This is a genomic window from Candidatus Pseudomonas auctus (assembly GCF_048654275.1).
GTDB classification, from domain to species: domain Bacteria; phylum Pseudomonadota; class Gammaproteobacteria; order Pseudomonadales; family Pseudomonadaceae; genus Aquipseudomonas; species Aquipseudomonas pharyngis.
In genome coordinates this window covers 472,744-493,678 of record NZ_JBJYZK010000004.1, presented here as the reverse complement: position 1 = coordinate 493,678, position 20,935 = coordinate 472,744, and the positions used below count along the sequence as shown (strand labels likewise).

Sequence of the window (20,935 nt, the reverse complement as noted above, 5' to 3'; positions counted from 1 at the left end):
CCACATGAACTAAAGGGGACAGATTTATTTTTCGCTAAAGAAAATAAATCTGTCCCCTTTTCATTCTGAGATGGAAGAAGTCGTTGCCAAATATCGAGCTGCAGGTAACGACTCGCGAGTTCTGAATAAAGAGCTGAACCTTGGTGCAAAGACTCTCGAAGGTGAAGGCATCTATATTGTTAAAATAAAGCCGGATGACCCTCGTTTTAAATATGAGATGCCTAATGGTAAGGAAAATGGCGCCTACCCTAACGAATGGGTTCCTGGTGGTGCAACGAAAAGCGGTACAAAAGAAGCCGCTCTGATCGGCTCTGAGAATGTCACCCACAACAGCGACATTGGAACGCTGTTGAAAAATTTCGACGATTGGGAAAAGCTTCAATGAAAACTACATTTGAAACTGCCTTAGACCAGCATGAAATTTCTGAATTCTTCAAAGGAGAAGGAATTTATTTTGCTAGAGGCTCCGATTGGGGTGACCACCTGTATGTCAGCAACTGGCAGGAAATGTGCAGCGTATTGAAAAATCAAAAAGCCGCGCAGAGTCTTTTGACAAAAATATTTGAAGATTATGCTAAATACTTGAAAGAGAACTACGAAGATGCGGCGGGCCTGCTTTCGAACATTACCGCATACTACGTTCTGAAGAATAAATTACACATTCTATCAATGGATGATTACGACCTTATTGCTAGCCTTGACGACAAGACAAAAAACAATATTGGCAAACTCTTCCGACACTTGAGAAAAGTGTATGACAAAAAAAACGAAAAATCATCCAAGTATTCTTTTGAGCAAGAAATTCAAAGACTGAAAAACAATGGCTGCAACATAGACATTGAGAATTTTTAGTCGATTCCCGGATCTAGATTTAGTAGCGAAAAAATCCAAAGGGGACAAATCCAAAGGAGACAGATTTATTCTCTTCAGCGAAAAATAAATCTGTCCCCTTTTCAAATTGAAAATACGAGAACAGGCAAGGTTCCTGGTGCAAAAGACCACTATTATTTCAAGGAAAAAAAAATGAATTCCTGGAACGAATTAGACGGAAGCACTTTTTTTAACAAGGTATTCACCTCACCCATCCCAATTGGGGAGATAGAGCTGTTCTCCATAAACATTGACAACAGCAGACCAATTATCATAATGGAATTTGATATTCCAGATTACCCAGATGCACCGCCAGCCAAATGGAAGCAATCTGGATTCAACACCTGCCGCATAGGTTTAAACTGCAGCAACATCGAAGACCTATTAATAAAAAACATCCCCACTCATGAAAAAATGACAATCAAAATCACATCCAACGAACAAAAATTCAGAGTAAGTGCATACAGTGAGAATTCATTAATTGAATTCACTACTAAACACCCGCTACTTTGCGGCCCATCCGCTTACTTGAACGCCCCAGAATAACCAAAAAACCAAAGGGGACGAATAAATATCAAAACGGGGGCAGATTAAAGAAGGGGACAGATTTATTTTTCGTCTTCAGCCCCTGGTCGAACTTGGTATGAAACTGATGTAGACCTTAACAATAGTCTCGTAGCAACCAACCAGGAACAAGACTACTTTATTCAGACGATGGACTTCTTTATATAACTAGCGACCACTACAACACCGCCAGCTCTATTGGAACCTGGAAGTGAGCTTTAAAAATGATAATTGTGCTTGATGGCTTAAATATTTCATCAGAGCAAGAGTTTCATAAAAAAATAGCCATTGCTTTTGCGGTGACAGATTTTTATGGAAACAATCTCAACGCTTTATGGGACCTACTCAACACCGACGTGGAACGCCCCGTAGATTTAATATGGAAAAATTCTGAATACTCTCAAAAAAACATGGGAGATTCGTACAATAAAATAATAAATATTTTTGAACGCACAAAGCAACAGGATGGGAATTTCGGATGGGAAGAAAAATTTAACTATTATCTAGAATAACCACTAAAAAGCTAAAACGGGCTATCAAAAGTACAAAACAAAGGGCGTAGATTTATTTTTTACTGAAGAGAATAAATCTATCCCCTTTCAGCTAAACAGGCTTGAAAGCCCAACCAAAGATAAACGAATTGGCAAGCAAAAATGTTCACCACCGACAAAAATAAAATTCAAGAACATTGGCTTGAAGAAATATACCCTCGACAAAACTCAATTACGTTCAATAATGGATTCTATTGCTTCTTCGAGCACTCAGCAAAAGAAGAAAAATTAACAAAAAAAATATGGATTCCGGCAAATGATTTCTTGCTAAACCACACTGATACATGCAAGGGCCTATCGACCATTTATACAGCAGAAGGGTCTAATAACAATTCTTTTACTTGCGGCGAATGCCTAGCCTCCGGGAACGATGGCTTCATTGCACTTTCCAAAAAAGACACCGGCGAACTAGTCTGGCTGATCGTATTGAGCGGAACCAATCCATTTGAAAAAATCATCATTCACAACAGCAGCATCCATGTTCAATCATCAAGCGGCACATTAGCAATAGTACCCATTGATCGGCCAGACCACCTTTCCATAGAATGGTCTTAACTAAAAAACAGAATCAAAGGGGCAATCTACCCCCTTTTTTGAACAAACAAGATGAAAATTTTTCTCAACATTGAACACCTGAAAAACTTCAACTTCCCTAGTACATTCATAGAATTCGCGACTACGGAACCTGAACCGGACATTGAGCCTTGGTGGTTACTAATATATCAAGAGGGAAAAATAAATTACTGGCACAACACGCTAAAAAACCTTTACCCAAACCGCACGCTAGTTCCTTTCGCTAAATTAAATGCGAATGATGATATTGCTTGCTTTGACGGAGATGATTTATCCGGCAATCCAAAAGTGCTAATAATACATGCATATGCTTCAGAGGGATGGGAGCTTCACGGAGAACATCCTGACTTTAGCGCATGGCTAAAAATAGCCATTGAGACCCATGCGGAATGGAATGAAGAAGATTAAAAACATCTACATCCAACATCTTATAGGTGTATTCAGTTCTCGCTGGAGAGCGCAATGATTTTCTCAATTGATATCACAGAGTGCTTTGGCGCGATCGACTCCGATAACGCAGGCGGGATCATAAGCTATATCAACATCCCCCCCATCGAACGCCCTCGGGAAAAATTTCACCTTAAGCTATCAAACTTTGTACTTAACTTAATCGACGAGCCAGTCATCGATTCGATCAACAGGCAGAATTCAATCATTTTGGAGAACATGACCGAAGACTGCTTCCTTATAATAAGACAAGCCAGTATTTCCTTTGATTCAATAAAAGGCTACGAAAAATTACTACGACTATTAAACCAAGACCACGGATATTTGACCCACGAACGCTACGGCCAAAAATTGAACACCGGAGACAAGATCTACGACATCAGCGGAAGACTCTTTTCGAACCCGGATCTTTTAATTAACTTCGCATTCATTTCACCCAGCACTATAACACTTAAATTTAATTCATCAGACTGCACATACATAGAAAGCTACCCCGAGCTTCAAAAATCTTTAGAAAAACTAAATTCAAGAGAAAAACCTACTCAACCACCTCTCACTGGCCTATTCGACCCCACATATAGCAACACTCACACCACTAGCAACTTTGGCGCTGGCTATCGAATCTACAATCAATAATTAAAATACTTCCACAAAAGGGAATAGGCTCACTTCTATTCACGCTCCAAAAAACAACAGGAATACCTCAATGAGTTACTTAAAAAAAGAAATCACATCAGCACTCGAAACAAACCATCTAAAAAACCAGCAACTCAAAGACAATGAATTAGAGAAAACAATCTCAAACATAAAAACCTGCTTCTTTTACTTAAACACAAAAAACCTTGATCCCCTCAATCTAAAATCCGTAACAAAACAACACGACCCAGACTTTTGGAAAAAAGTCGATCTCCTATACCCTTCTGAAAAACCAACATTAATCGTCCTCGACAACCAAATCCATGCTTGGACGCTTCAGTCATCTTCCGATTTGAAAATATTGCTTTCAGAAACGACTGGCTTTCCATTCTGGATAACCAATACAGCCCTTAGCTTCTTAACTTATGTAGACGACCACGATTGCGTACATACAGCATCCCCTTCGTTTCCTCCCGCGATTAAAAAATCATGATCTTCAAATCAGAAAACAACATCATTGACCCAACCTCTGTAACCTACCGCAGCCTTGGCTTCGGTGAACCGCTCTCCAAAAATACCAAAAAATATACTTTATCAATAAAAACTCACGAACTGCCCGAGCAATTCCACGAGCTGACAAATGCATTCATCGCCGAATGCATACAAGACGATAACAAACAAGGCTACACCGACATCCCGGCATTACGAGACTGCAATTACCCGCCATTTTCAACCTTAATAAAAAACCATCCAGACGTAGCGGTAATCCTCATCAAGGACTACTTATTCTTTGAACTGTTCTATTTGCTATTCCCATCAAAGGGAGAACTCGAACTAGTAATAAACTCGATTTCCACAGTTTATTATCTGGACGATACGTTTCACCTATGCGGCGAAACGTATCCCTACCGAAACCCGTAATTGCGTTTTTCCGTCACAGGCTCAAAACCCTAAGGCAAAAAACACAACCTACTGCTGCATTTCGATGACTTGCTCCCCCACCTCATACTTAACCACCACCCGATTCCCATACAACCGCTCCCTCTCCACCAACGCCCCCACCTGCCCCTTTTCCCTCACCTCCCGCCAAATTTCATTCTCCCGATACACCCACTCCCCCTCCCGCACAAACCGATGCCCCACTTCAAACACGTGATACCGATAAGCCCGCTCCCGATCACACAACAATTCCCCCTCCAACTGCGTCTCCCCGACCTTCAACTTCAGCTGAAAGCTGCGATCCGTCGGGTTGTGCAGTACCAGGTCGATGTAGTTGTAGAAGATTGCCGCGCCTGAGCCGAATGGCAGGACGCGGCCGTCGTCCGGGAAGGGGTCGAAGCTGTGGTTGGCGCGTTCGATGACGATCAGGGGTGAGTGAATGGCCATCCAGTGGATGAGGTTGCTGAGTTGGCAGATGCCGCCGCCGATGCCGGTGCGGGCTTCGCCGAATGAGAGTTCCATGCCTTCGACGTAGCCGCGTTGGCGGGTCGGGCGGCCGACGAGGCGGCAGAAGGAGAAATATTCGCCGGGGGCGATGGTGACGCCGTCGATGGCGGCGACGGCGAGTTTGAGGTTGATGACTTTGTTGTGTTGCAGCGCGAGGTCGGAGTCGCCGAGTTTGCGGATCAGTTTTGAGGTGTGTTTGAGGTAGCGGTAAGGCAAGCGCTCGGACGTCGTGGCAGGCCGCGCGTAGCGTTTGCTCGAGCAGTGCCAGGCAATGTGGCGGAACAGTCTTTTTTGCCACACGCGCAGCCAGTAAAAGGCCGGGTGGTAGAGGGAAAGTGGTTTCATCCTTGGCGAACGGCGCGGGCCGTTGTCTTCCTTGAGCTTGAAAGGGCGGCGCATCTTACCGTGGAACCGCGCTTGATCGCCAAGCGCCTCGCCGGTGTCGCAAGCCGTAACAAGTCGCCCCACCCGGGCGCTCGAAAATTAAGCTTCAACTAAGGTTGCGTCCCTACCATCCGGGCCACAAAGCAGCGGTTCTGTGTGCTGATTGCCGTCAGCAGAACCCTTCAACTTGAAGTGAGCCCGGACCATGAGTGCGATCGATTCCACCTCTAAACAACTGCCCGCCTTCAGTCTTGTATTGGTCAATTACAAGACGCCGGAAATAACCCGGATGTGCCTGGAGTTTCTCCAGCAATACGTCAAGGATCATCAAATTCCGGTGTGGGTGGTGGACAACGATTCCGCCGATGAAAGCCTGATTTACTTGCGCTCTCTGGACTGGATCAACTTGATCGAGCGCCCTTCTCCCGGCAAGGAAGCGGGGCATATTGCTCATGGCAAGGCACTTGATCTGGCACTTGCGAAAGTTGAAACCGATTACCTGTTTTTGCTGCACACCGACACTTTCGTTTTTGACAGTACTGTCTTTTCGATGATGATGAATGAGTGCATGCAATCTTTGGATACGGCGGCGGTCGGTTGCGTCGAACAATTGGATCGAGGCGTCCTTAGAGACACCTGGCGTTTGTCTTCGCGTTATTTCAAACACTATTTCCGACGGGCAAAACAGCATTTCGGGTTGCCGTCCCGAGATCCAAAACCCTACCGGGAAACTCACCTGAAAAGCTTCTGCACCTTGTGGAACGCTCGGTTGATCAAGGCTCACGGGCTGCATTTTTCGATGGACGACCGGGTCCCGGGATACACGCTGCAGGATCGTTTAAGCAGCCTTGGCTACGGCATCAAATGCCTCTCGCCGCGGACGATCTTCCGCTACCTGGATCACATCCAGGCCGGCACCGTGGCCGCGATCGGTGGATACGGCAAACAGCACCGCCGCACCACCATGTATCAGGAAACGCTCAAGCGCCTTCAGTTACAACAGGGCATGCGACCCGCCAAATCGTAAGACAATAAAAAAGGGCGACTTCAAAGTCGCCCTTTTTGCATCTGAATTCTTTGGCCTCCACTCCGAGGAGGTGTTCGCCCAGTGTAATGGCCTGGCAATCCATGCACCGGTAAAGAGCCCTGACACTGGGCGAACGCGAAGGATTTTAATGGAAATTGGCGGATATGTCGTCCTGCTTCAACATGAAATTTATGTACTGAAAAGTTAAAGAAAATATTCGTCGATATTTCCCGACAAACTTTCTGACATCACCACCTCGAATACTTCATATGACTGTTCTCATACAATTACTTGTACAAGAACAGCCATTCTGTAGAGTCAATACTCAACTTTCATGCTGACTGGTCACTTTTAATACATCGGTGTAAGTGACCACGACGCTTTGCCCGACTTTCAAATCTTTCAGTTTGGCCTGAATCTCAGGCTTTTCGACGTTGAGGGTTTTCGACTGGCCCGACGGGTTTTCCAGGGTCACCTGGTTTGTCGCCAAATCAATTTTGGTGATTTTCAGTTGCACCTGAACTTGGCGGAAGGCCTCGCCACCGGGGTTGCTGCTGCCCACGGCGTTGCGCAGTTCACCCGTGCGCTCGGTAGAGCCTGGCAGACCTTTATCCACGTCGGTGTCCAGATAAGCGGCGACCGAACGTGTCACCTCGATCTGGACCAGATCGCCCACTTTCAAATTACCGAGGTTTTTCGCCTTGTCGCTGAGCTGAATGTGCACCTGGCGACCTTCCGCGCCTTCCAGGACCACTTGATGATTGGCCGGGTCAACCGCCAGCACTTTGGTGGTGACCCGGTCGGCCTCGACAGCGGCCGACAGCGGGATATCGGCGGCCATCGCCGAAAGGCTGGCCGTAGAAAGGACGGTGGCAAGTGCTATGGCGTGCGTCAGTGCTTGGAGCTTCATAAGCGGTACATTCCCTGTGATGGATGGCAGCACCCATCGCCGACGTGGTCAGCGACGGATGTGCCACTGAGCATAGACGCCCTTCAGGGTTTGTTCCGCGATCGTTGCGCAGTGTCCTGCGCGGTGGACTCGCCACTGGCGGTGCCTTTCCCGGAGCTCTGCCGCTGTTTGGGATCGGTGGGACGCAGTGCGTCGTTGTCGCGCTCGGTTTCACCCGGCGGACGAGGTTCGTCGGGGTGCTCGTTATCAGGGACAGTGTTCATTCCAGGCCTCCTCAGGCTTCGGGGTCGTCGAGTTCCCGCACGACGTTCATGGCGGGCGAGTCCTTGTGCAGGTCATCGGCCTTGGCTCTGAGAATCTGCCACTGCTCAAGATCGATGGCACCTTGGCCGAGCAAATCGTCAGCGATGCGCTGCAGATCGAAGTAATAGGCATCCGGGGATTGTTGCCAGTACGTCTGATCGTCAAACATTTGCTGCCAGGTCGTCAGGTCTGGAGATTTCAGTTCCTCGCTCATGGATCGGATCCTCGGCCATGTTCCTCGGTAGAGGGGGCATCCTGGACAGAGTTCCAATCGATTCCTTCGCAGGCACGGTGCGCGGAATCAGTACCCGGTCATTTCCAGATAGCCCTGCCCGCCCCGATTGCCGCTCAGGCGCACCGGCCCTTCCCAATACGGAATGCGCAGGTTCATCCAGGCGTCGGGGTTGATTGCATCGAGGGTGATCTGCAGATTCCTCGTCGGGATCTCAATCGACCAACGCACCGGCATCGAACGGCCGGCGACCTTCGCAGTGCCTTGCGGGGTCAGCTTGATCTGCTCGGCGTGCAGGATTTCGGTCTGGCCATCGGCGGCAATCCACGTGCCGGTCAGGTACGGCGCCCCTTCCTTCTGGCGCATGCGGTAGAGCATGACGTGTTCGCCACCGTCCAGATGCAGGGAGAACCAGTCCCAGCCCGTCTGATTGGCGGTCAGCGGCTGGCTGCTCCATTCGCGATCGAGCCAGGCCGGGCCGTTGACGGTGTAGGTCTGACCGTCGATCTGCAGGGTGCCGCTGGCCTGGAAAAACGGCTGGCTGTAGTAATACGACGCCTGGCCCTGTTCGGATTTCTGGCTGAAACCCTTGTCGCCCTGCAGCACCAGCGGGCGGCTGGAGGTCAGGCGCAGCTGGTAGCTGAAGTTCTTGTCCCGGGCGCTGAGTTGCAGGTCGGCCAGCGGATCGCTCGCCTGACTGACGAAACGCCAGTCATCGATCCACGCCTCGAACGGCGGCGCACGCACCCCGGCCTGCCCGACACCGCCACGGGCATAACGCTCGGCGGCGTGGTGGACGCTGGCCGAGGTCACTGCCGCGTGCCCGAGCCAAATTGTCTGGTTGGCCCAGCCCGGTTGCTGCGGCGAGGCGTTCAGGGCGCTGCGGAATAACGTCCACTGCACGCCGAAATCGTTGCCCTGCGCATCCTTGAGATTGGCCGTCACGTACCACCATTCGATGCGAAAGCCGTCATGGGCGCCGTGATCCGCCGGGAAGCTGAACACCCGCCCCGGCACCACCGGTGTAAACGCCTGTGCCTGAGCGCCCATGCCGGCGAAACCCTTCTGCTCCGCTGTGGGGTTGTCGCAACCACCGAGCAACAACGCCAAAAACACCAGCGCAAACCTAGTCCTCATGAGCAAACGTCCTCAGCAAGTCCGCCGGTTGCGTGCGGTACAGCGAATACAGCGGCCACGCCGAGGCCAGCAAGGTCGCCAGCAGCGCCAGCCCCATCAGTTGCAGCAACTGCCATGGAAACACCCGCAGCGGCAGACGCCAGCCAAAGGCCTGCACGTTGATCACCGCGTCCAGACACCACGCCAGACCGATGCCCAACGGCAAGGCCAGCACCAGCGTCAGCAGCGCCAACAGCCACGTTTGCCCGAGGTTGAGCAGCATCAATTGCCGCCGCGTCACACCCAGCGCCCACAACGGTGCGAGCTGGCCGAGGCGGCTCTGGCTCTGGGTCAGCAGGCTGATGAACAGCGCCACGCCGGCGACGGCCAATGTCAGGCTGTTCAGCGCGGCGGTCGCGGCAAAGGTGCGTTCGAAGACTTGCACCGACCAGCCCTTGAGTCGCGCCTGATCGACGATCCGGCTGTCATCGAGCTGGAAGCGCGCCTGCAAGGCCGTGAGCAGCGCCGGGATGTTCGGCGGGTCGATGCGCAGGTTGAAGCGGTTCGGCGTCAGCTGCGGCCAACCGCGCAACAGGTGATTGCTGTTGACCAGCACATGGCCCTTCGGATTGCCGTAGTCGGCGTAGATCCCGACGATACGCGGCGACCATGACCCGCCCGGCGTGGGGATCGTCAGGTGATCGCCCGGCGTCACTTTCAAGCGACGCGCCAGTTGTTCGCTGAGCATCACTGCATCGTCCTTGGCCAGCGCCGCCCACGGGTCATCACCCCGAGATTCGAGCAGCGGCCAGTGCTGGCGATAGTGCGGATGATCAATGATGCCGAACACGTCCGCCGGCCAGCCTTGCAGCGTCACCGAAACCTGCCAGTTGGGCATGATCGCGGTGACGCTCGGTTGCTGTTTGAGCCAGGTGGACAGCTCTCGCGCCTGCGCCGGGTTGCTCGGGTTCAGGTAGAGCTCGGCGGTGAGCCGTTGTTCGAGCCAGTCGTTGAAGGTCTGGCGGAAACCGGCGGTCATGCTGCCGGCGCCGATGTTCGCCGCCATCGCCAGCAGCAACGCCATCAACGCCAGGCTCAGCGCCGGCAATTGCTGGCGGCAGTCGGCGAGAAACCACTGCCCGAGCACCGAACGGCTGCGCCCGAGCAAACCGTTGAGCAGCGCACTGAGCAACACCGGCAACGCCAGCGCGGCGCCGAGCAACAGCCCCGCCATCAACACAAAACCGCTGGCGAGACTGTTGCCCCACACCAGCGCCGCCAAGGCAATCGACGCACACACGCCGGCCACCCAACCCTGACGCCGCAACCAGCGCGCATGTTGCTGATGCCAGGCCTGCGGATCCGCCACCGCCAATAACGGCAGACGCGCCGCCCGCAGCAGACTGTTAGCCCCGGCCAGCAACGCGCCGAGCAGGCTCAAACCGATGCCGCTGAACCACCACCACGGACTCAGACGCAACTGCCCCGCCACTTCCGCGCCGTACAGACCGCGCAGGCTGGCGGCGACGTCCGGCAACAGCACGCTCGCCAGCCAATAACCGCTGACCACGCCGAACAGCCCGCCGATCAACGCCAGTGCTCCGAGTTCGACGATCAGGCAAGCGATCAGCATCCGCGCACTGACCCCGCAGGCCCTCAAGGTGCGCAGCAATCCCCGGCGTTGTTCCAGCGCCAGACCGATGGCCGCGTGGACGATGAACAAACCGACAATGAACGAGAGAAACCCGAGCGCATCGAGGTTGAGATGGAAGCTTTCGGTCAATCGCGCAAGGTTGTTTTCCTCGCCACTGCTCTTGAGCTGCAACTGGCCTTTGAACGCGGCCGGCACCTCGGTATGAAAATCCTTCGGCAGCAGCAGACGCGACAGTTGCTCGGGTTGTTCGAGCACGCGCTGAGCGACGCCGATGTCCACCAACAGCACGCCGGGGGCCATGTCGGTTTGCGCTCGCAGCGGCGGCAATGTCTGGCCGGATTCGGTGGTTGGGGTCGCGCCCTCGGCGAGGTTCAGCGCACGCAAGGTCTCGGGAGAAATCCAGGTGCTGCCCGGGGGGGTGAAGAATTCGACGACGCGTTCAATCGGCATCGCCTGCCCGGCCACCGCGCTGTCACCGGGTAAAGACACCGGTTCGATGCCCATCAACTGCAGGCGCTGGTTTTCGTGGCCCTTGAGCATCAGGCGCCCCTGCAGCACCGGCGACACCGGCCAGCCCAGGCGCCGCAGGTCGACGAACCATTGTTGCGGAAAGGTCGCGCCGTTCGGCGTGCTGAGGCTGGCCTGGGGTTCGCCGCCGATCATTTGGCTGGCCCGAGCGTAACTGTCTCGCGCCTGACTGTTGAGCGCTTCGACCCCGGTCAACAGACTGGTGGCCAGCCACAACCCGGTCAGCACGCTGAAAAACTGCACCGGATGGCGCCGCCAGTGACTGAGCAGTGCCATCAACGCGTGGCGGAAAACCTTCACGTCAACCGACCGCTGGACAGCACTACGCGCTCCGCCAGCCGCGCCGCCACGCGCTGACTGTGGGTGACCATCAGCAAGGTGGTGGGTGTGTCGTCGAGCAATTCCAGCAACAGTCGCAGCACTTCGTCGCTGGTGGCTTCGTCGAGGCTGCCGGTGGGCTCGTCGGCCAGCAGCAGTTTCGGCTGCGCCGCCAGCGCCCGACCGAGCGCGACCCGCTGTTGCTGGCCGCCGGAGAGTTGTTCGGGATAGCGCTTGAGCAATTCGCCCAGCCCCAGACGCTGCACCAGATGATGCTGCCAGCGCGGGTCATGCCGCCCGGCGAGCCGCGCCTGAAACGCCAGGTTGTCCTCGATCCGCAGGCTGCCGATCAGGTTGTACTGCTGGAACACCAGACCGATTTCGGTGCGCCGCCAGTTGGCCAGTTGCGCCTCGTTCATGCGGTCCAGCCGATGTTCACCGCTGCTGATGCTGCCGCTGTCGACCTTGTCGAGCCCGGCGATCAGGTGCAGCAGCGTGCTCTTGCCGCTGCCCGACTCGCCCATCAGTGCCAGACTGCTGCCGGGCCTGAGCGCCAGGTCGATGCCTTGCAGCACCGGCAACGGGCCTTGCGGGGTGAGGTAGCTTTTGAAGACGTTTTGAACCTGGAGCATGCCGCCATCCGATCGATCCGTGTCGGCCAAGGATAGCGGATACAAGGAATGGATCTGAACTCTGCTGTGTTTGATCCGCCCTCATCGCGAGCAGGCTCGCTCCCACAGGGAACCGCCTTCCAAATGTGGGAGCGAGCCTGCTCGCGATGAGGCCAGCCAAGACAGCCAATAAATCACTGACCCACCGCCACACTCGTCGGCGCTTCACCCGGCGTCACGATGCTGTTCAGATCGATGTGTTTCCACTCGGGTTTGGCCCCCAGCCGCGCGTTGAAGCGGTAGTTGAAAGTGAATTCGTCCGCCGTCGCCACACTCAGCGGTTTGCCGTACACCGCTTCGATTCCCGGCAGGTCGTAGCCCATCAACTGCAACAGGGTCGGGAAGATGTTGTAGTGACTGGAGCGATCCTTGTTCGCCGCCAGTTGCGCCGACCAGTCGAGTGTCTGCAATTGATCGCCCTGAATCACTACCAGCGGCACCAGCCCTTCTTCCTCCACCGGGTCGCCGCCGCAGTGAGTGTTGAGCCCGGGATTGCCGCGTTCGTGCAAATCCTGCCCGTGGTCGGAGGTGTAGATCAGCAGCGCGTTGTTCAGATTGGCCTGGGCAAACACCCGCGAAAAAAACTCGCCGACATTCCACAGCACCGTGTTTTTGTAGGCGTTGCGATACAGCACCCAGTCATCCGGCTGGCCGTTGAAGCCGGTGCGTTCACCGGTGTCGGCCACTTCCGTGAACTGCCCGCGGGGCAAGGTCGGGCGGTAGGCCATGAAGGCGTCCGGGTATTTGTCGTGTACCGGGAAATGCGCGCCGACCTTGTTGATCAGCACCAGCTGCGGTTTACCGTCGTTGAGCAGTTCGATCAGCTTGGCGGCGGCAGCCATGTCGCGGTCGCGCACGCTGGTCTGGTCGAATTGCACGAATTCGTCGATGTCCTTTTTCTCGGCATCGTTCATCAGGTTCTGCAGGTTGCCGCCGGTGCGCTGAGCGTCGATGTAGACCGTGCGCAGGCCGGCCTTTTTCGCGTACTGCCAGATCGACGGCAGCGTGCTGTTGATCCGCATGTAGTCGGCGCGGGTGCCACCGTAGCGCAGGGTGATGTTGGTGTCGGCGCTGCAATTGGCGATGGACGCCGCGTAGCCGTAATTGAAGATCTCGACGCCGGGACGGGCCTGCTTGAGGTTGCTGTGCACGCCGAACGGCGCGTTGATATCCAGGTAATTGCCGGAAATGCTCTCGTCGATGATCAGCACGATATCGTGGCCGACCGCCGGGCCATTGCGCGCCAGGGTCACCGGCTCACGCGGACCGACGGTGTTGTGCAGCGCTTCGTAGCCGAACAGGTTCAGATAGGCCAGCGGCGTGTACATGATCGGCAACCCGCGCGCGCCCTCCCCGGCGCGCACGAACAGTACGGCGCTGAGCAGCAACACACCGCACAACGGCGCAGCGATCCGCAAGGCGTTGGGCACCGGGATCGTGTGCCGGGGCTTGAGACCGATCCCGAACAACAGCAGCAACCCGTTGAGCAGACCGTGGATGATCGCCCCCCGGTACTGATACGCCGCTTCCTGGATGAAGCCGCCGGAGTACACCAATGAGACAAAACTGCTATAGGTCAGGTAATCGGCGGTGACCCTCGTGTAAACGTCGAAGAACACCGCCGAAACAAACAGGGTTAATGCGAACAAATGCCGAATGAAAGTCTGACGTATATAGGCTGTCAGTATTAATGCGAAAGTCAGCGTCAAAAACATCGCGCCAAAAAGAAGTACTGCCAGACCGATACCCATCGCATTTAAACGGTCAAGGTAATATTCGGAATAAAGCAATAGATAAATAATTAAAAGCAGTTCTTTCAGATATCGAAACATGGCAATTCCGGAGTGCGTCCGACGAGAGGTTGTCAAGGGTTTGTCGGTCAAAATCTGACACTAGCACCGGGCCATTAAAGCGCAAGAAATGTCGGACATAATCAAAAAGCGTCAAAAAAACATTGACTCAAATCTGACACACCCAAGTCGTTAAAACCCTTGAAATACGTGGCCTACGACCGTTTATCGTTTTCTTCGAACACGTCAAGAACGGGACAAATCCAGCTACAGCAAGCACTTGATGGCCTTTCGCCCCCAAAAATGGGGGTGTTATACCCTTGCAACATGTCATTTTGCTGACACGCTTTTCCCACGCTGCGCTATACCCCTTTTGACAGTTCCATTTTCAATCTTCCATCACCGTCTTACGAGGCACGCCAATATGGACGTGAGCGTATTTGGTACGGGCTATGTTGGCCTGATACAAGCAGCCGCACTTGCCGATGTCGGACATCGCGTATTGTGCGTCGATATTGACCCGAACAAGATTAAACAACTGCAACAGGCGGTACCGCCTATTAGCGAACCGGGTCTTTCGGCAACTTTGGAAGAAAACATCAAGGCCGGGCGTTTGTTATTCAGCACCCAGGCCAGCGATGCAGTGGAACATGCCGCATTGATCTTCATCGCCGTGGGTACGCCGGCCGATGAAGACGGCTCCGCCGACCTCAGCCATGTGCTCAACGTGGCGCGGCAGATCGCAAGCTTCATGGAAGACGATCGCACGTTGATCATCAAATCCACGGTGCCGGTCGGCACGGCCGATCAGGTGCTGCACACCGCTGAAGAAGAACTGCAGCGGCGCGGCAAAAATGGTCTGGCGGTGCGAGTGGTGTCCAACCCGGAATTTCTCAAGGAAGGCAGCGCCCTCGCCGACTGCATGCGGCCGGACCGGATCATCGTCGGCACCCGCGACGAACAGGCCCGCGAGCAGATGAGCGAGCTGTACGCGCCGTTCTGCCGCAACCACGAAAAACTGATGTTCATGGACAACCGCAGCGCCGAGCTGACCAAGTACGCGGCCAACGCGATGCTCGCCACCCGCATCAGCTTCATGAACGAGCTGGCCAACCTCACCGAACTGCTCGGCGCCGACATCGAAGCGGTGCGCAAGGGCATCGGCTCCGACCCGCGCATCGGCTATCACTTCATCTACCCGGGCTGCGGCTTCGGTGGCTCGTGCTTTCCCAAGGACCTGCGCGCCCTGCTGCACACCGCCGAACACAACGGCATGCCATTGAAACTGCTGCGCAGCGTCACCGACGTCAATGACGCGCAACGGCACATTCTGTTCAGCAAACTCAGGGCGCAATTCCCTCAAGGCCTGGCCGGCAAGTCCATCGCGATCTGGGGCCTGGCGTTCAAGCCGAACACCGATGACATGCGCGAAGCCCCGAGTCGTTATCTGATGGAAGCGCTGTGGGCCGAAGGCGCCAGCGTGCAGGCCTACGATCCGGAAGCGATGTCCGAGTGCCGGCGTATTTACGGTTACCGCAATGACCTGCACCTGTGCGCCACCCGCGACGACACCCTCGAGGATGCCGACGCACTGGTGATCTGCACCGAGTGGAAGAATTTCCGCGTGGTGGATTTCGAGCTGCTGGCCAGCAAGCTGCGTTCCAAAGTCATCATCGACGGACGCAACCTCTACAACCCGGAACAAGTCGCAGCCGCCGGCCTGCACTACAGCGGCATCGGTCTGCGCCACATCGCGCCCGACGGGTTGCGGCCATGAAAATCCTCGTCACCGGTGCGGCCGGGTTCATTGGTGCTCATTGCGTGCTGCGGCTGGTGCGCGACGGGCATCAGGTGATCGGCCTGGACAATTTCAACGGCTACTACGATCCCCAACTCAAGCACGATCGGGTGGACTGGGTGCGCAAGCAGATTGGAGATTTCCAACTTGCCACGATTGATCTGGCCGACGCGTCGGCGCTGCAAGCACTGTTCAGCAGTGAACGACCACAAGTGGTGGTGCACCTCGCGGCGCAGGCCGGGGTGCGCTATTCGCTGGAAAATCCACGGGCCTATCTGCACAGCAACCTCGATGGTTTCCTCAACATCCTGGAGTGCTGCCGCCAGTACCCGGTCGAGCACCTTATCTACGCCTCGTCCAGTTCGGTGTACGGCGCCAACCAGCGCACACCATATTCGGTGCAGGACGGCGTCAATCACCCGCTGTCGCTGTACGCCGCGACCAAGAAAGCCAATGAATTGATGGCCCACAGCTACAGCCATCTGTTCGGCATCGCTTGCACCGGGCTGCGCTTTTTCACGGTCTACGGGCCGTGGGGCCGGCCGGACATGTCGCCGATCCAGTTCGCCAAGGCCATCAGCGAAGGCTCGCCACTGAAGCTGTTCAACTACGGCGAGCATCAGCGCGATTTCACCTACATCGATGACATCATCGAAAGCATCGCACGCCTGATCGAGCGGGCGCCCCGGGCCAATCCCGAGTGGGACCGCGAACAACCCGATCCAGCCAGCAGCATGGCCCCGTGGCGCTTGTTCAACATCGGCGGCCAGCACCCGGTGGCGCTGAAAACCTACCTCGCCCTGCTGGAAAAACACCTCGGCCAGAAAGCCGTGGTCGAGCTGCTGCCGCTGCAGCCGGGCGACGTACTCAATACCTGCGCCGAGGCCAGCGACCTGGCCCAGGCCACCGGGTTTCAGCCCCGGATAGAGCTGGATGAGGGACTGGGGCGGTTTGTCGCCTGGTTCCGCGATTACTACCCCACTGCCTATCGCCCACGCGCCGTTCGCGGCTGAACATCAGCGGAGGACTCCATGACTGGACTTGAGAAAGGTATACCGATCCAACAACTGGTGCGTGACAAACGCATGGATCCGGAACAGCGAATGCGCCTCGATGCGGCGATCCACCGCCAGGGCCAGGGCTGGATGACCGGTCGTGAAGGTGGCCGGCCGTGGCAACTGTCGCGCACCAATCGGGTGGTGGCCTGTCTCGGCGCCCTGATGATTCTGCTGATGATTTCGCCGCTGCTGATCGGTCTGGCGCTGGCCATCAAGTTCACCAGCAAAGGCCCGGTAATGTTCGTGCAGAAACGCACCGGCTATCGCGGCCGCAAATTCGGCATGTACAAGTTCCGGACCATGGTCGCCAACGCCGAAGAGCTCAAAGAGTCGCTGCGCCACCTGAACAAGCACGGTGCCGACGCCATCGACTTCAAGATCGACCAGGACCCGCGCATCACCGGGATTGGCGGCTTCCTGCGGCGCACCAGCCTCGACGAACTGCCCAACCTGATCAACGTAGTGACCGGCGACATGCGCCTGGTCGGCCCTCGCCCGACCTCGTTCAACACCTACCGCTACAAGGACAGTCACCTCGCGCGTCTGGCGATCTACCCCGGCATGACCGGCCTGTGGCAGATCTCCGGACGCAGCAATATCGACTTCGACCAGCGCGTTGAGTTGGACCTCAGCTATATCGCCGAGCAGAGCCTACTGCTTGATCTGAAGATTCTGTTGAAAACCCCCTTCAAAGTATTCAGCGGCCACGGAGCAAGCTAATGGACGGTTCAACCAACAAAAGCCTGAGCATCGCCAGCCCCAGCGAGTCGAACCTGACCTCGACCGTGCTGGACCTGGATCTGCGGATCCTGTTCCTGACCGCCGCCAACCCCGGCGCCGGCACCACCACCAGCGCCCTGGCCATGGCCAGTCAACTGGCGCAGATGAGCAGCGGCCAGGTGTTGTACGTCGACGCCAGCCAGTCGGCGAGCAACCTGACCCAGCAACTGAACCTGAGCAAGGAGCGCGGCCTGCGCGACCTGTTGTTCAACCCGGACAACCCGCCGCTGTTGCAGGACTGCGTGGTGCAGGTGTCGAGCCTGCCATTCCATGTGCTGCCCAACGGCCGGCCGATCCGCACCCTGGAGCACCTGACCGCCGAGCGTCTGAGCCCGTTGCTCGATCAACTGGGCAGCCAGTACCGCTTTGTAGTGATCGACGGCGACGCGGTGTATTCGGCGGCCGACACGCTGGTCATCAGCACCCAGGTCGACGGCGTGGTGTTCGTGGTACGCGCCGAAGACACTCGCTGGGAAGTTGCCCAGGCGGCGGTCCAGCGCTTGACCCAGGCCGGGGCGAAAGTGGTCGGCAGCGTGTTCAACCGACGCAAGTACTACATGCCTAAATGGCTCTACAAAAACCTGTAAGCAACCGCAAAGGATGACGCCATGAACGCCAGGATTCTTGTGCTGCTGATGCTGCCGCTTGCAGGCTGCTCGAGCACCTCCGAAACCCAGAACATGCCGGTGAATATTCTCACCGCTACCCCGGCCAACGCCCAGGCCACCGACATGCCGAAGGTCGAGCAGACCCTGCGCCCGCAGGATGTGCTGGACGTGATCTTCCACATCAGCACCAGCGGCTCGGACGCTTATCGCGTGCAGTCGGGGGACCAGATCGGCCTTAACTTCACTGCTGCCAGCCAGCTCAATGGCAACCAGTTGGTGCTGCCGGACGGCACCATCGAACTGCCGGGCGCCAACACCTCGGTGAAAATCGCCGGGCTGACCAGCGAAGAAGCGCGCCAGGAAATCCAGCGCGCCTATCAACGCAAACAGCTGTTCCAGCCCAACCGCAATCAGTTGACGGTGCAGATCATCAGCCCGCTGACCAACGAGCAGAACCTGAAAAGCGCCCTCAACCACCCGGCCACCGGCATGAGCCGCGAGATCACTGTCGGCACCGACGGCTACGCGAGCTTCCCGGAAATCGGCGCGGTGCCGCTGCAAGGCATGACCGTCAACCAGCTCGAAGCCTTCCTCAACAAAAAGTACGCGCAACTGCCGGGCCGCATGACCGTGGACGTGCTGCTCAAGTCCACCGCCGGCAACGAAATCTATGTGCTGGGTGAAGTCGGCCAGCCGGGTTCCTACCCGATCCGTCGGCCGGTGTCGGTGCTTGAGGCACTGACCCTGGCCCGCGGCACCAACGTCAAGGCGCGGCTCGACTCGGTGGTGATCATGCGGCGCAACGGCAATCAGGTGCAGGCGGTGCGGTACGACGTCGAGAAAGCGTTGTCGGGCGAGGCGCCGCAAATCGCCTACCTGCAACCGGATGACATGCTGTACGTGCCGAAAACCAAACTGGCCAGCGCCGGCGAACTCGCCCGGCAGCTGGCCGACGTGGTGCTGTTCCAGGGTGTGGGCTTCAGCTTCGGCTACCGCGTCGACAACAAAGACAGCAACAACAACTGACTCTCAGGTGACCGATCATGAATCCAAAGGAAAATTACCTGCATGAGTTCTTCAGGATCTTCTTCGCCAACAAGCAACTGGTGAAACGGGTCTTCCTGATCTTTGCAGTGATCGCGCTGGTGCTGCCGCTGCTGCTCAAGCAGACCTTCGATATCACCGCTCAGGTGATCGTGCAGTCGAAAAAACTTTCACAGGGCGACGCCACCACGTCGCTGACCGTGGACAACGCCACCTTCATCCCGCCGTCGCTGGCGGACATGGAAACCGAGAGCAACATCCTGCGTTCGCCGGCGCTGATCCGTCAGACCATCAGCGAGTTGCGCGACAAGGGCGAATACACGCCTTCACCGGGCATGTTCAGCAAATTGGTGAGCGAGCCGTTCAAGCGCTACATCAGTTCGCCGCTGCGCCAGTACGTGATCAACCCCGTGCGCAACACCCTGGGGCTTGAGACCGATCCGGTGCGCGACACCGCGCTCGATGCGCTGACCCAGGATGCGATAGACAGCCTGAAAATCGAGACCCTGCCTGGTTCCAACGTGATCTCGATCATCTACAGCTTCCCCGATCCGCATCAAGGCACGACCTTCGTCTCTGCCCTGTTGCAGAACTATCTGGTGAGCCGCCAGGCGCTGCAATCGATCGACCTGCCGCAATCGTTCTACGAAACCAAGAAACACCTGTATCAGGTGCGCCTCGATGGACTGGAAGGCAATCGCCAGGCGTTGCTGGAAAGTGTCGGCGCGTCGGATCCGAAGGAGGAAATCACCTTCCGCCTCAACGCGATCAACACCGAAGAGCAGGCGCTGAACCTGTATCGCGACCGCCTGCTGCAAAGCCAGCGCTGGCTCGAGTACCTGAAGACCGCGCTGGCCGCCGCCAGTAACAGCAAACTCAACGACTACACCTTCCCCTACACCTTCACTACCACCGTCGACAACGTGGCGTTCGAGGATCGGGAAATCAAACAGATGGGCGAGCAACTGACCACCCAGGTCAGCCGCTACATGAACGATCTGGCGGTTTTCCAGCCGGGCAGCGAGCCGATGCTGCTGACCCGCGAGCAGATTGCCCGCACTCGCCAGCAGTTCCTCAAGGTGGTGAGCAACCGCATCCAGGAGCGCACCAACGATCTGGCGGTGGTCCAGCAGGTGATCGATCAGAAAACCGCGCGCATCGCCGAGTTCAAGAACCGTATCCACGAGCTGCAGCAAACCCAGAGCAAGCTGCGGCAAATGGATACCGAGATCGATGCCCTGCACGCCGCGTTCTCGACCTACGCCCAGCGTTTTGCCGAAAGCAGCACCACCCGTTCGCTGAGCGATGACCTGTCCAACGCCCGGGTGTTGAGCCCGCCGTTCGAACCGACCGAACCGGCGTTCCCCAAGCCGATGCTGATCATTCCGTTCGGACTGTTCACCGGTTTGCTGCTGGCGATTGCACTGGTCTACGTGCGTGAGTTCTTCGATCACCGCTTCAAACACCCGGCGCAAATCAGCCACGAGCTGGGCCTGCCGGTGCTGCTGGTGATCAACGACCAGAACGCGCAGCCGAGCAACCCGCACAAGAACTGGACCGTGCCGAGCTTCGTGCACTGGGTGCGCAATTGAACACGTCCCCTACCCAGAACACCGCGCTGCCGATC

At 56.1% G+C, this 20,935-nt stretch carries 24 protein-coding genes; 16 read left to right on the top strand and 8 right to left on the bottom strand.

The annotated features are described in order from the left end of the window. Positions 1-70: 70 nt before the first annotated feature. The 9 genes from ACKUG4_RS11210 (at position 71) to ACKUG4_RS11170 (ending at position 4,562) form a co-directional block, all read left to right on the top strand. Entirely contained in the window at positions 71-385 is a 315-nt protein-coding gene (locus ACKUG4_RS11210) for a hypothetical protein (RefSeq protein ID WP_445434008.1), read from the top strand. Next, entirely contained in the window at positions 382-852 is a 471-nt protein-coding gene (locus ACKUG4_RS11205; protein ID WP_192564293.1) for a hypothetical protein, read from the top strand. Before ACKUG4_RS11210 ends, ACKUG4_RS11205 begins: the two co-directional genes overlap by 4 nt. 171 nt (positions 853-1,023) lie before the next feature. Continuing rightward, a complete protein-coding gene (locus ACKUG4_RS11200; protein ID WP_445434007.1) occupies positions 1,024-1,416 on the top strand; it encodes an Imm50 family immunity protein in 393 nt (130 codons plus the stop codon). Between the two features lie 242 nt (positions 1,417-1,658). Then, positions 1,659-1,946 carry a barstar family protein gene (locus tag ACKUG4_RS11195; protein ID WP_445434006.1) on the top strand — a complete coding sequence of 96 codons (288 nt, stop codon included), beginning with the start codon at positions 1,659-1,661 and terminating at the stop codon, positions 1,944-1,946. A gap of 141 nt (positions 1,947-2,087) precedes the next feature. Continuing rightward, positions 2,088-2,540, top strand: a complete 453-nt coding sequence (locus ACKUG4_RS11190) for a hypothetical protein (protein WP_445434005.1) — start codon at positions 2,088-2,090, stop codon at positions 2,538-2,540. A gap of 51 nt (positions 2,541-2,591) precedes the next feature. Then, positions 2,592-2,966: a hypothetical protein gene (locus ACKUG4_RS11185; protein WP_445434004.1), complete on the top strand. Its 375-nt coding sequence runs from the start codon at positions 2,592-2,594 to the stop codon at positions 2,964-2,966. Between the two features lie 54 nt (positions 2,967-3,020). After that, complete coding sequence (locus tag ACKUG4_RS11180; protein ID WP_445434003.1) at positions 3,021-3,641, top strand: hypothetical protein; 621 nt, start codon at positions 3,021-3,023, stop codon at positions 3,639-3,641. Between the two features lie 70 nt (positions 3,642-3,711). Next, positions 3,712-4,134: a hypothetical protein gene (locus ACKUG4_RS11175; protein ID WP_143492995.1), complete on the top strand. Its 423-nt coding sequence runs from the start codon at positions 3,712-3,714 to the stop codon at positions 4,132-4,134. Then, entirely contained in the window at positions 4,131-4,562 is a 432-nt protein-coding gene (locus ACKUG4_RS11170) for a hypothetical protein (RefSeq protein WP_445434002.1), read from the top strand. Before ACKUG4_RS11175 ends, ACKUG4_RS11170 begins: the two co-directional genes overlap by 4 nt. Before the next feature lie 48 nt (positions 4,563-4,610). Here ACKUG4_RS11170 and ACKUG4_RS11165 read toward each other — a convergent pair whose 3' ends face one another. Next, positions 4,611-5,432, bottom strand: coding sequence for a VanW family protein (locus tag ACKUG4_RS11165; protein WP_445434032.1), 822 nt, complete (start codon positions 5,430-5,432; stop codon positions 4,611-4,613). Positions 5,433-5,676: 244 nt separating this feature from the next. Here ACKUG4_RS11165 and ACKUG4_RS11160 point away from each other — a divergent pair, with 244 nt between their 5' ends. Next, positions 5,677-6,498: a glycosyltransferase family 2 protein gene (locus ACKUG4_RS11160; RefSeq protein WP_440816223.1), complete on the top strand. Its 822-nt coding sequence runs from the start codon at positions 5,677-5,679 to the stop codon at positions 6,496-6,498. A gap of 325 nt (positions 6,499-6,823) precedes the next feature. Here the strand turns inward: ACKUG4_RS11160 and ACKUG4_RS11155 are convergent, their stop codons facing one another. From ACKUG4_RS11155 to ACKUG4_RS11125, 7 genes are all read right to left on the bottom strand, one after another. After that, entirely contained in the window at positions 6,824-7,408 is a 585-nt protein-coding gene (locus tag ACKUG4_RS11155; RefSeq protein ID WP_039767783.1) for a hypothetical protein, read from the bottom strand. An 83-nt stretch (positions 7,409-7,491) separates the two neighbouring features. Continuing rightward, the gene (locus ACKUG4_RS11150) at positions 7,492-7,671 is read right to left on the bottom strand and encodes a hypothetical protein (protein WP_039767781.1); all 180 of its coding nucleotides are present in this window, start codon (positions 7,669-7,671) and stop codon (positions 7,492-7,494) included. 11 nt (positions 7,672-7,682) lie between these two features. Then, positions 7,683-7,925, bottom strand: coding sequence for a hypothetical protein (locus tag ACKUG4_RS11145; RefSeq protein ID WP_445434001.1), 243 nt, complete (start codon positions 7,923-7,925; stop codon positions 7,683-7,685). 87 nt (positions 7,926-8,012) lie between these two features. Beyond that, complete coding sequence (locus tag ACKUG4_RS11140) at positions 8,013-9,080, bottom strand: lipocalin-like domain-containing protein (RefSeq protein WP_445434000.1); 1,068 nt, start codon at positions 9,078-9,080, stop codon at positions 8,013-8,015. Next, positions 9,070-11,541, bottom strand: a complete 2,472-nt coding sequence (locus tag ACKUG4_RS11135) for an FtsX-like permease family protein (RefSeq protein WP_445433999.1) — start codon at positions 11,539-11,541, stop codon at positions 9,070-9,072. Before ACKUG4_RS11135 ends, ACKUG4_RS11140 begins: the two co-directional genes overlap by 11 nt. Next, complete coding sequence (locus ACKUG4_RS11130) at positions 11,538-12,191, bottom strand: ABC transporter ATP-binding protein (RefSeq protein WP_085748430.1); 654 nt, start codon at positions 12,189-12,191, stop codon at positions 11,538-11,540. The genes ACKUG4_RS11135 and ACKUG4_RS11130 overlap by 4 nt, the downstream gene beginning before the upstream one ends. A gap of 173 nt (positions 12,192-12,364) precedes the next feature. After that, entirely contained in the window at positions 12,365-14,062 is a 1,698-nt protein-coding gene (locus tag ACKUG4_RS11125) for a sulfatase-like hydrolase/transferase (RefSeq protein ID WP_064595237.1), read from the bottom strand. Between the two features lie 382 nt (positions 14,063-14,444). Between ACKUG4_RS11125 and ACKUG4_RS11120 the strand changes: the two genes are divergently transcribed. Genes ACKUG4_RS11120 through ACKUG4_RS11095 form a run of 6 tightly spaced genes read left to right on the top strand, consistent with a single transcriptional unit; the run spans position 14,445 to position 20,900 of the window. Continuing rightward, on the top strand, positions 14,445-15,797 hold the full coding sequence (locus ACKUG4_RS11120) for a UDP-glucose dehydrogenase family protein (RefSeq protein ID WP_445433998.1): 1,353 nt from the start codon (positions 14,445-14,447) through the stop codon (positions 15,795-15,797). Further along, the gene (locus ACKUG4_RS11115; protein WP_445433997.1) at positions 15,794-16,831 is read left to right on the top strand and encodes an NAD-dependent epimerase; all 1,038 of its coding nucleotides are present in this window, start codon (positions 15,794-15,796) and stop codon (positions 16,829-16,831) included. The genes ACKUG4_RS11120 and ACKUG4_RS11115 overlap by 4 nt, the downstream gene beginning before the upstream one ends. A gap of 18 nt (positions 16,832-16,849) precedes the next feature. After that, positions 16,850-17,596 carry a sugar transferase gene (locus ACKUG4_RS11110; RefSeq protein WP_039767766.1) on the top strand — a complete coding sequence of 249 codons (747 nt, stop codon included), beginning with the start codon at positions 16,850-16,852 and terminating at the stop codon, positions 17,594-17,596. Then, a complete protein-coding gene (locus ACKUG4_RS11105) occupies positions 17,596-18,243 on the top strand; it encodes a CpsD/CapB family tyrosine-protein kinase (protein ID WP_039767764.1) in 648 nt (215 codons plus the stop codon). Before ACKUG4_RS11110 ends, ACKUG4_RS11105 begins: the two co-directional genes overlap by 1 nt. Before the next feature lie 21 nt (positions 18,244-18,264). Further along, complete coding sequence (locus ACKUG4_RS11100) at positions 18,265-19,290, top strand: polysaccharide biosynthesis/export family protein (protein WP_064378938.1); 1,026 nt, start codon at positions 18,265-18,267, stop codon at positions 19,288-19,290. Between the two features lie 17 nt (positions 19,291-19,307). Continuing rightward, positions 19,308-20,900 carry a GumC family protein gene (locus ACKUG4_RS11095; protein WP_085648813.1) on the top strand — a complete coding sequence of 531 codons (1,593 nt, stop codon included), beginning with the start codon at positions 19,308-19,310 and terminating at the stop codon, positions 20,898-20,900. The last annotated feature ends 35 nt before the right edge of the window (positions 20,901-20,935 follow it).

Coding starts and splice junctions, on each gene's coding strand:
- ACKUG4_RS11100 (WP_064378938.1), top strand. CDS start 18,265: ATGAACGCCAGGATTCTTGTGCTGCTGATGCTGCCGCTTGCAGGCTGC.
- ACKUG4_RS11155 (WP_039767783.1), bottom strand. CDS start 7,408: ATGAAGCTCCAAGCACTGACGCACGCCATAGCACTTGCCACCGTCCTT.
- ACKUG4_RS11170 (WP_445434002.1), top strand. CDS start 4,131: ATGATCTTCAAATCAGAAAACAACATCATTGACCCAACCTCTGTAACC.
- ACKUG4_RS11210 (WP_445434008.1), top strand. CDS start 71: ATGGAAGAAGTCGTTGCCAAATATCGAGCTGCAGGTAACGACTCGCGA.
- ACKUG4_RS11185 (WP_445434004.1), top strand. CDS start 2,592: ATGAAAATTTTTCTCAACATTGAACACCTGAAAAACTTCAACTTCCCT.
- ACKUG4_RS11110 (WP_039767766.1), top strand. CDS start 16,850: ATGACTGGACTTGAGAAAGGTATACCGATCCAACAACTGGTGCGTGAC.
- ACKUG4_RS11140 (WP_445434000.1), bottom strand. CDS start 9,080: ATGAGGACTAGGTTTGCGCTGGTGTTTTTGGCGTTGTTGCTCGGTGGT.
- ACKUG4_RS11200 (WP_445434007.1), top strand. CDS start 1,024: ATGAATTCCTGGAACGAATTAGACGGAAGCACTTTTTTTAACAAGGTA.
- ACKUG4_RS11190 (WP_445434005.1), top strand. CDS start 2,088: ATGTTCACCACCGACAAAAATAAAATTCAAGAACATTGGCTTGAAGAA.
- ACKUG4_RS11175 (WP_143492995.1), top strand. CDS start 3,712: ATGAGTTACTTAAAAAAAGAAATCACATCAGCACTCGAAACAAACCAT.
- ACKUG4_RS11195 (WP_445434006.1), top strand. CDS start 1,659: ATGATAATTGTGCTTGATGGCTTAAATATTTCATCAGAGCAAGAGTTT.
- ACKUG4_RS11130 (WP_085748430.1), bottom strand. CDS start 12,191: ATGCTCCAGGTTCAAAACGTCTTCAAAAGCTACCTCACCCCGCAAGGC.
- ACKUG4_RS11160 (WP_440816223.1), top strand. CDS start 5,677: ATGAGTGCGATCGATTCCACCTCTAAACAACTGCCCGCCTTCAGTCTT.
- ACKUG4_RS11125 (WP_064595237.1), bottom strand. CDS start 14,062: ATGTTTCGATATCTGAAAGAACTGCTTTTAATTATTTATCTATTGCTT.
- ACKUG4_RS11105 (WP_039767764.1), top strand. CDS start 17,596: ATGGACGGTTCAACCAACAAAAGCCTGAGCATCGCCAGCCCCAGCGAG.
- ACKUG4_RS11120 (WP_445433998.1), top strand. CDS start 14,445: ATGGACGTGAGCGTATTTGGTACGGGCTATGTTGGCCTGATACAAGCA.
- ACKUG4_RS11150 (WP_039767781.1), bottom strand. CDS start 7,671: ATGAACACTGTCCCTGATAACGAGCACCCCGACGAACCTCGTCCGCCG.
- ACKUG4_RS11095 (WP_085648813.1), top strand. CDS start 19,308: ATGAATCCAAAGGAAAATTACCTGCATGAGTTCTTCAGGATCTTCTTC.
- ACKUG4_RS11115 (WP_445433997.1), top strand. CDS start 15,794: ATGAAAATCCTCGTCACCGGTGCGGCCGGGTTCATTGGTGCTCATTGC.
- ACKUG4_RS11165 (WP_445434032.1), bottom strand. CDS start 5,432: ATGAAACCACTTTCCCTCTACCACCCGGCCTTTTACTGGCTGCGCGTG.
- ACKUG4_RS11205 (WP_192564293.1), top strand. CDS start 382: ATGAAAACTACATTTGAAACTGCCTTAGACCAGCATGAAATTTCTGAA.
- ACKUG4_RS11180 (WP_445434003.1), top strand. CDS start 3,021: ATGATTTTCTCAATTGATATCACAGAGTGCTTTGGCGCGATCGACTCC.
- ACKUG4_RS11145 (WP_445434001.1), bottom strand. CDS start 7,925: ATGAGCGAGGAACTGAAATCTCCAGACCTGACGACCTGGCAGCAAATG.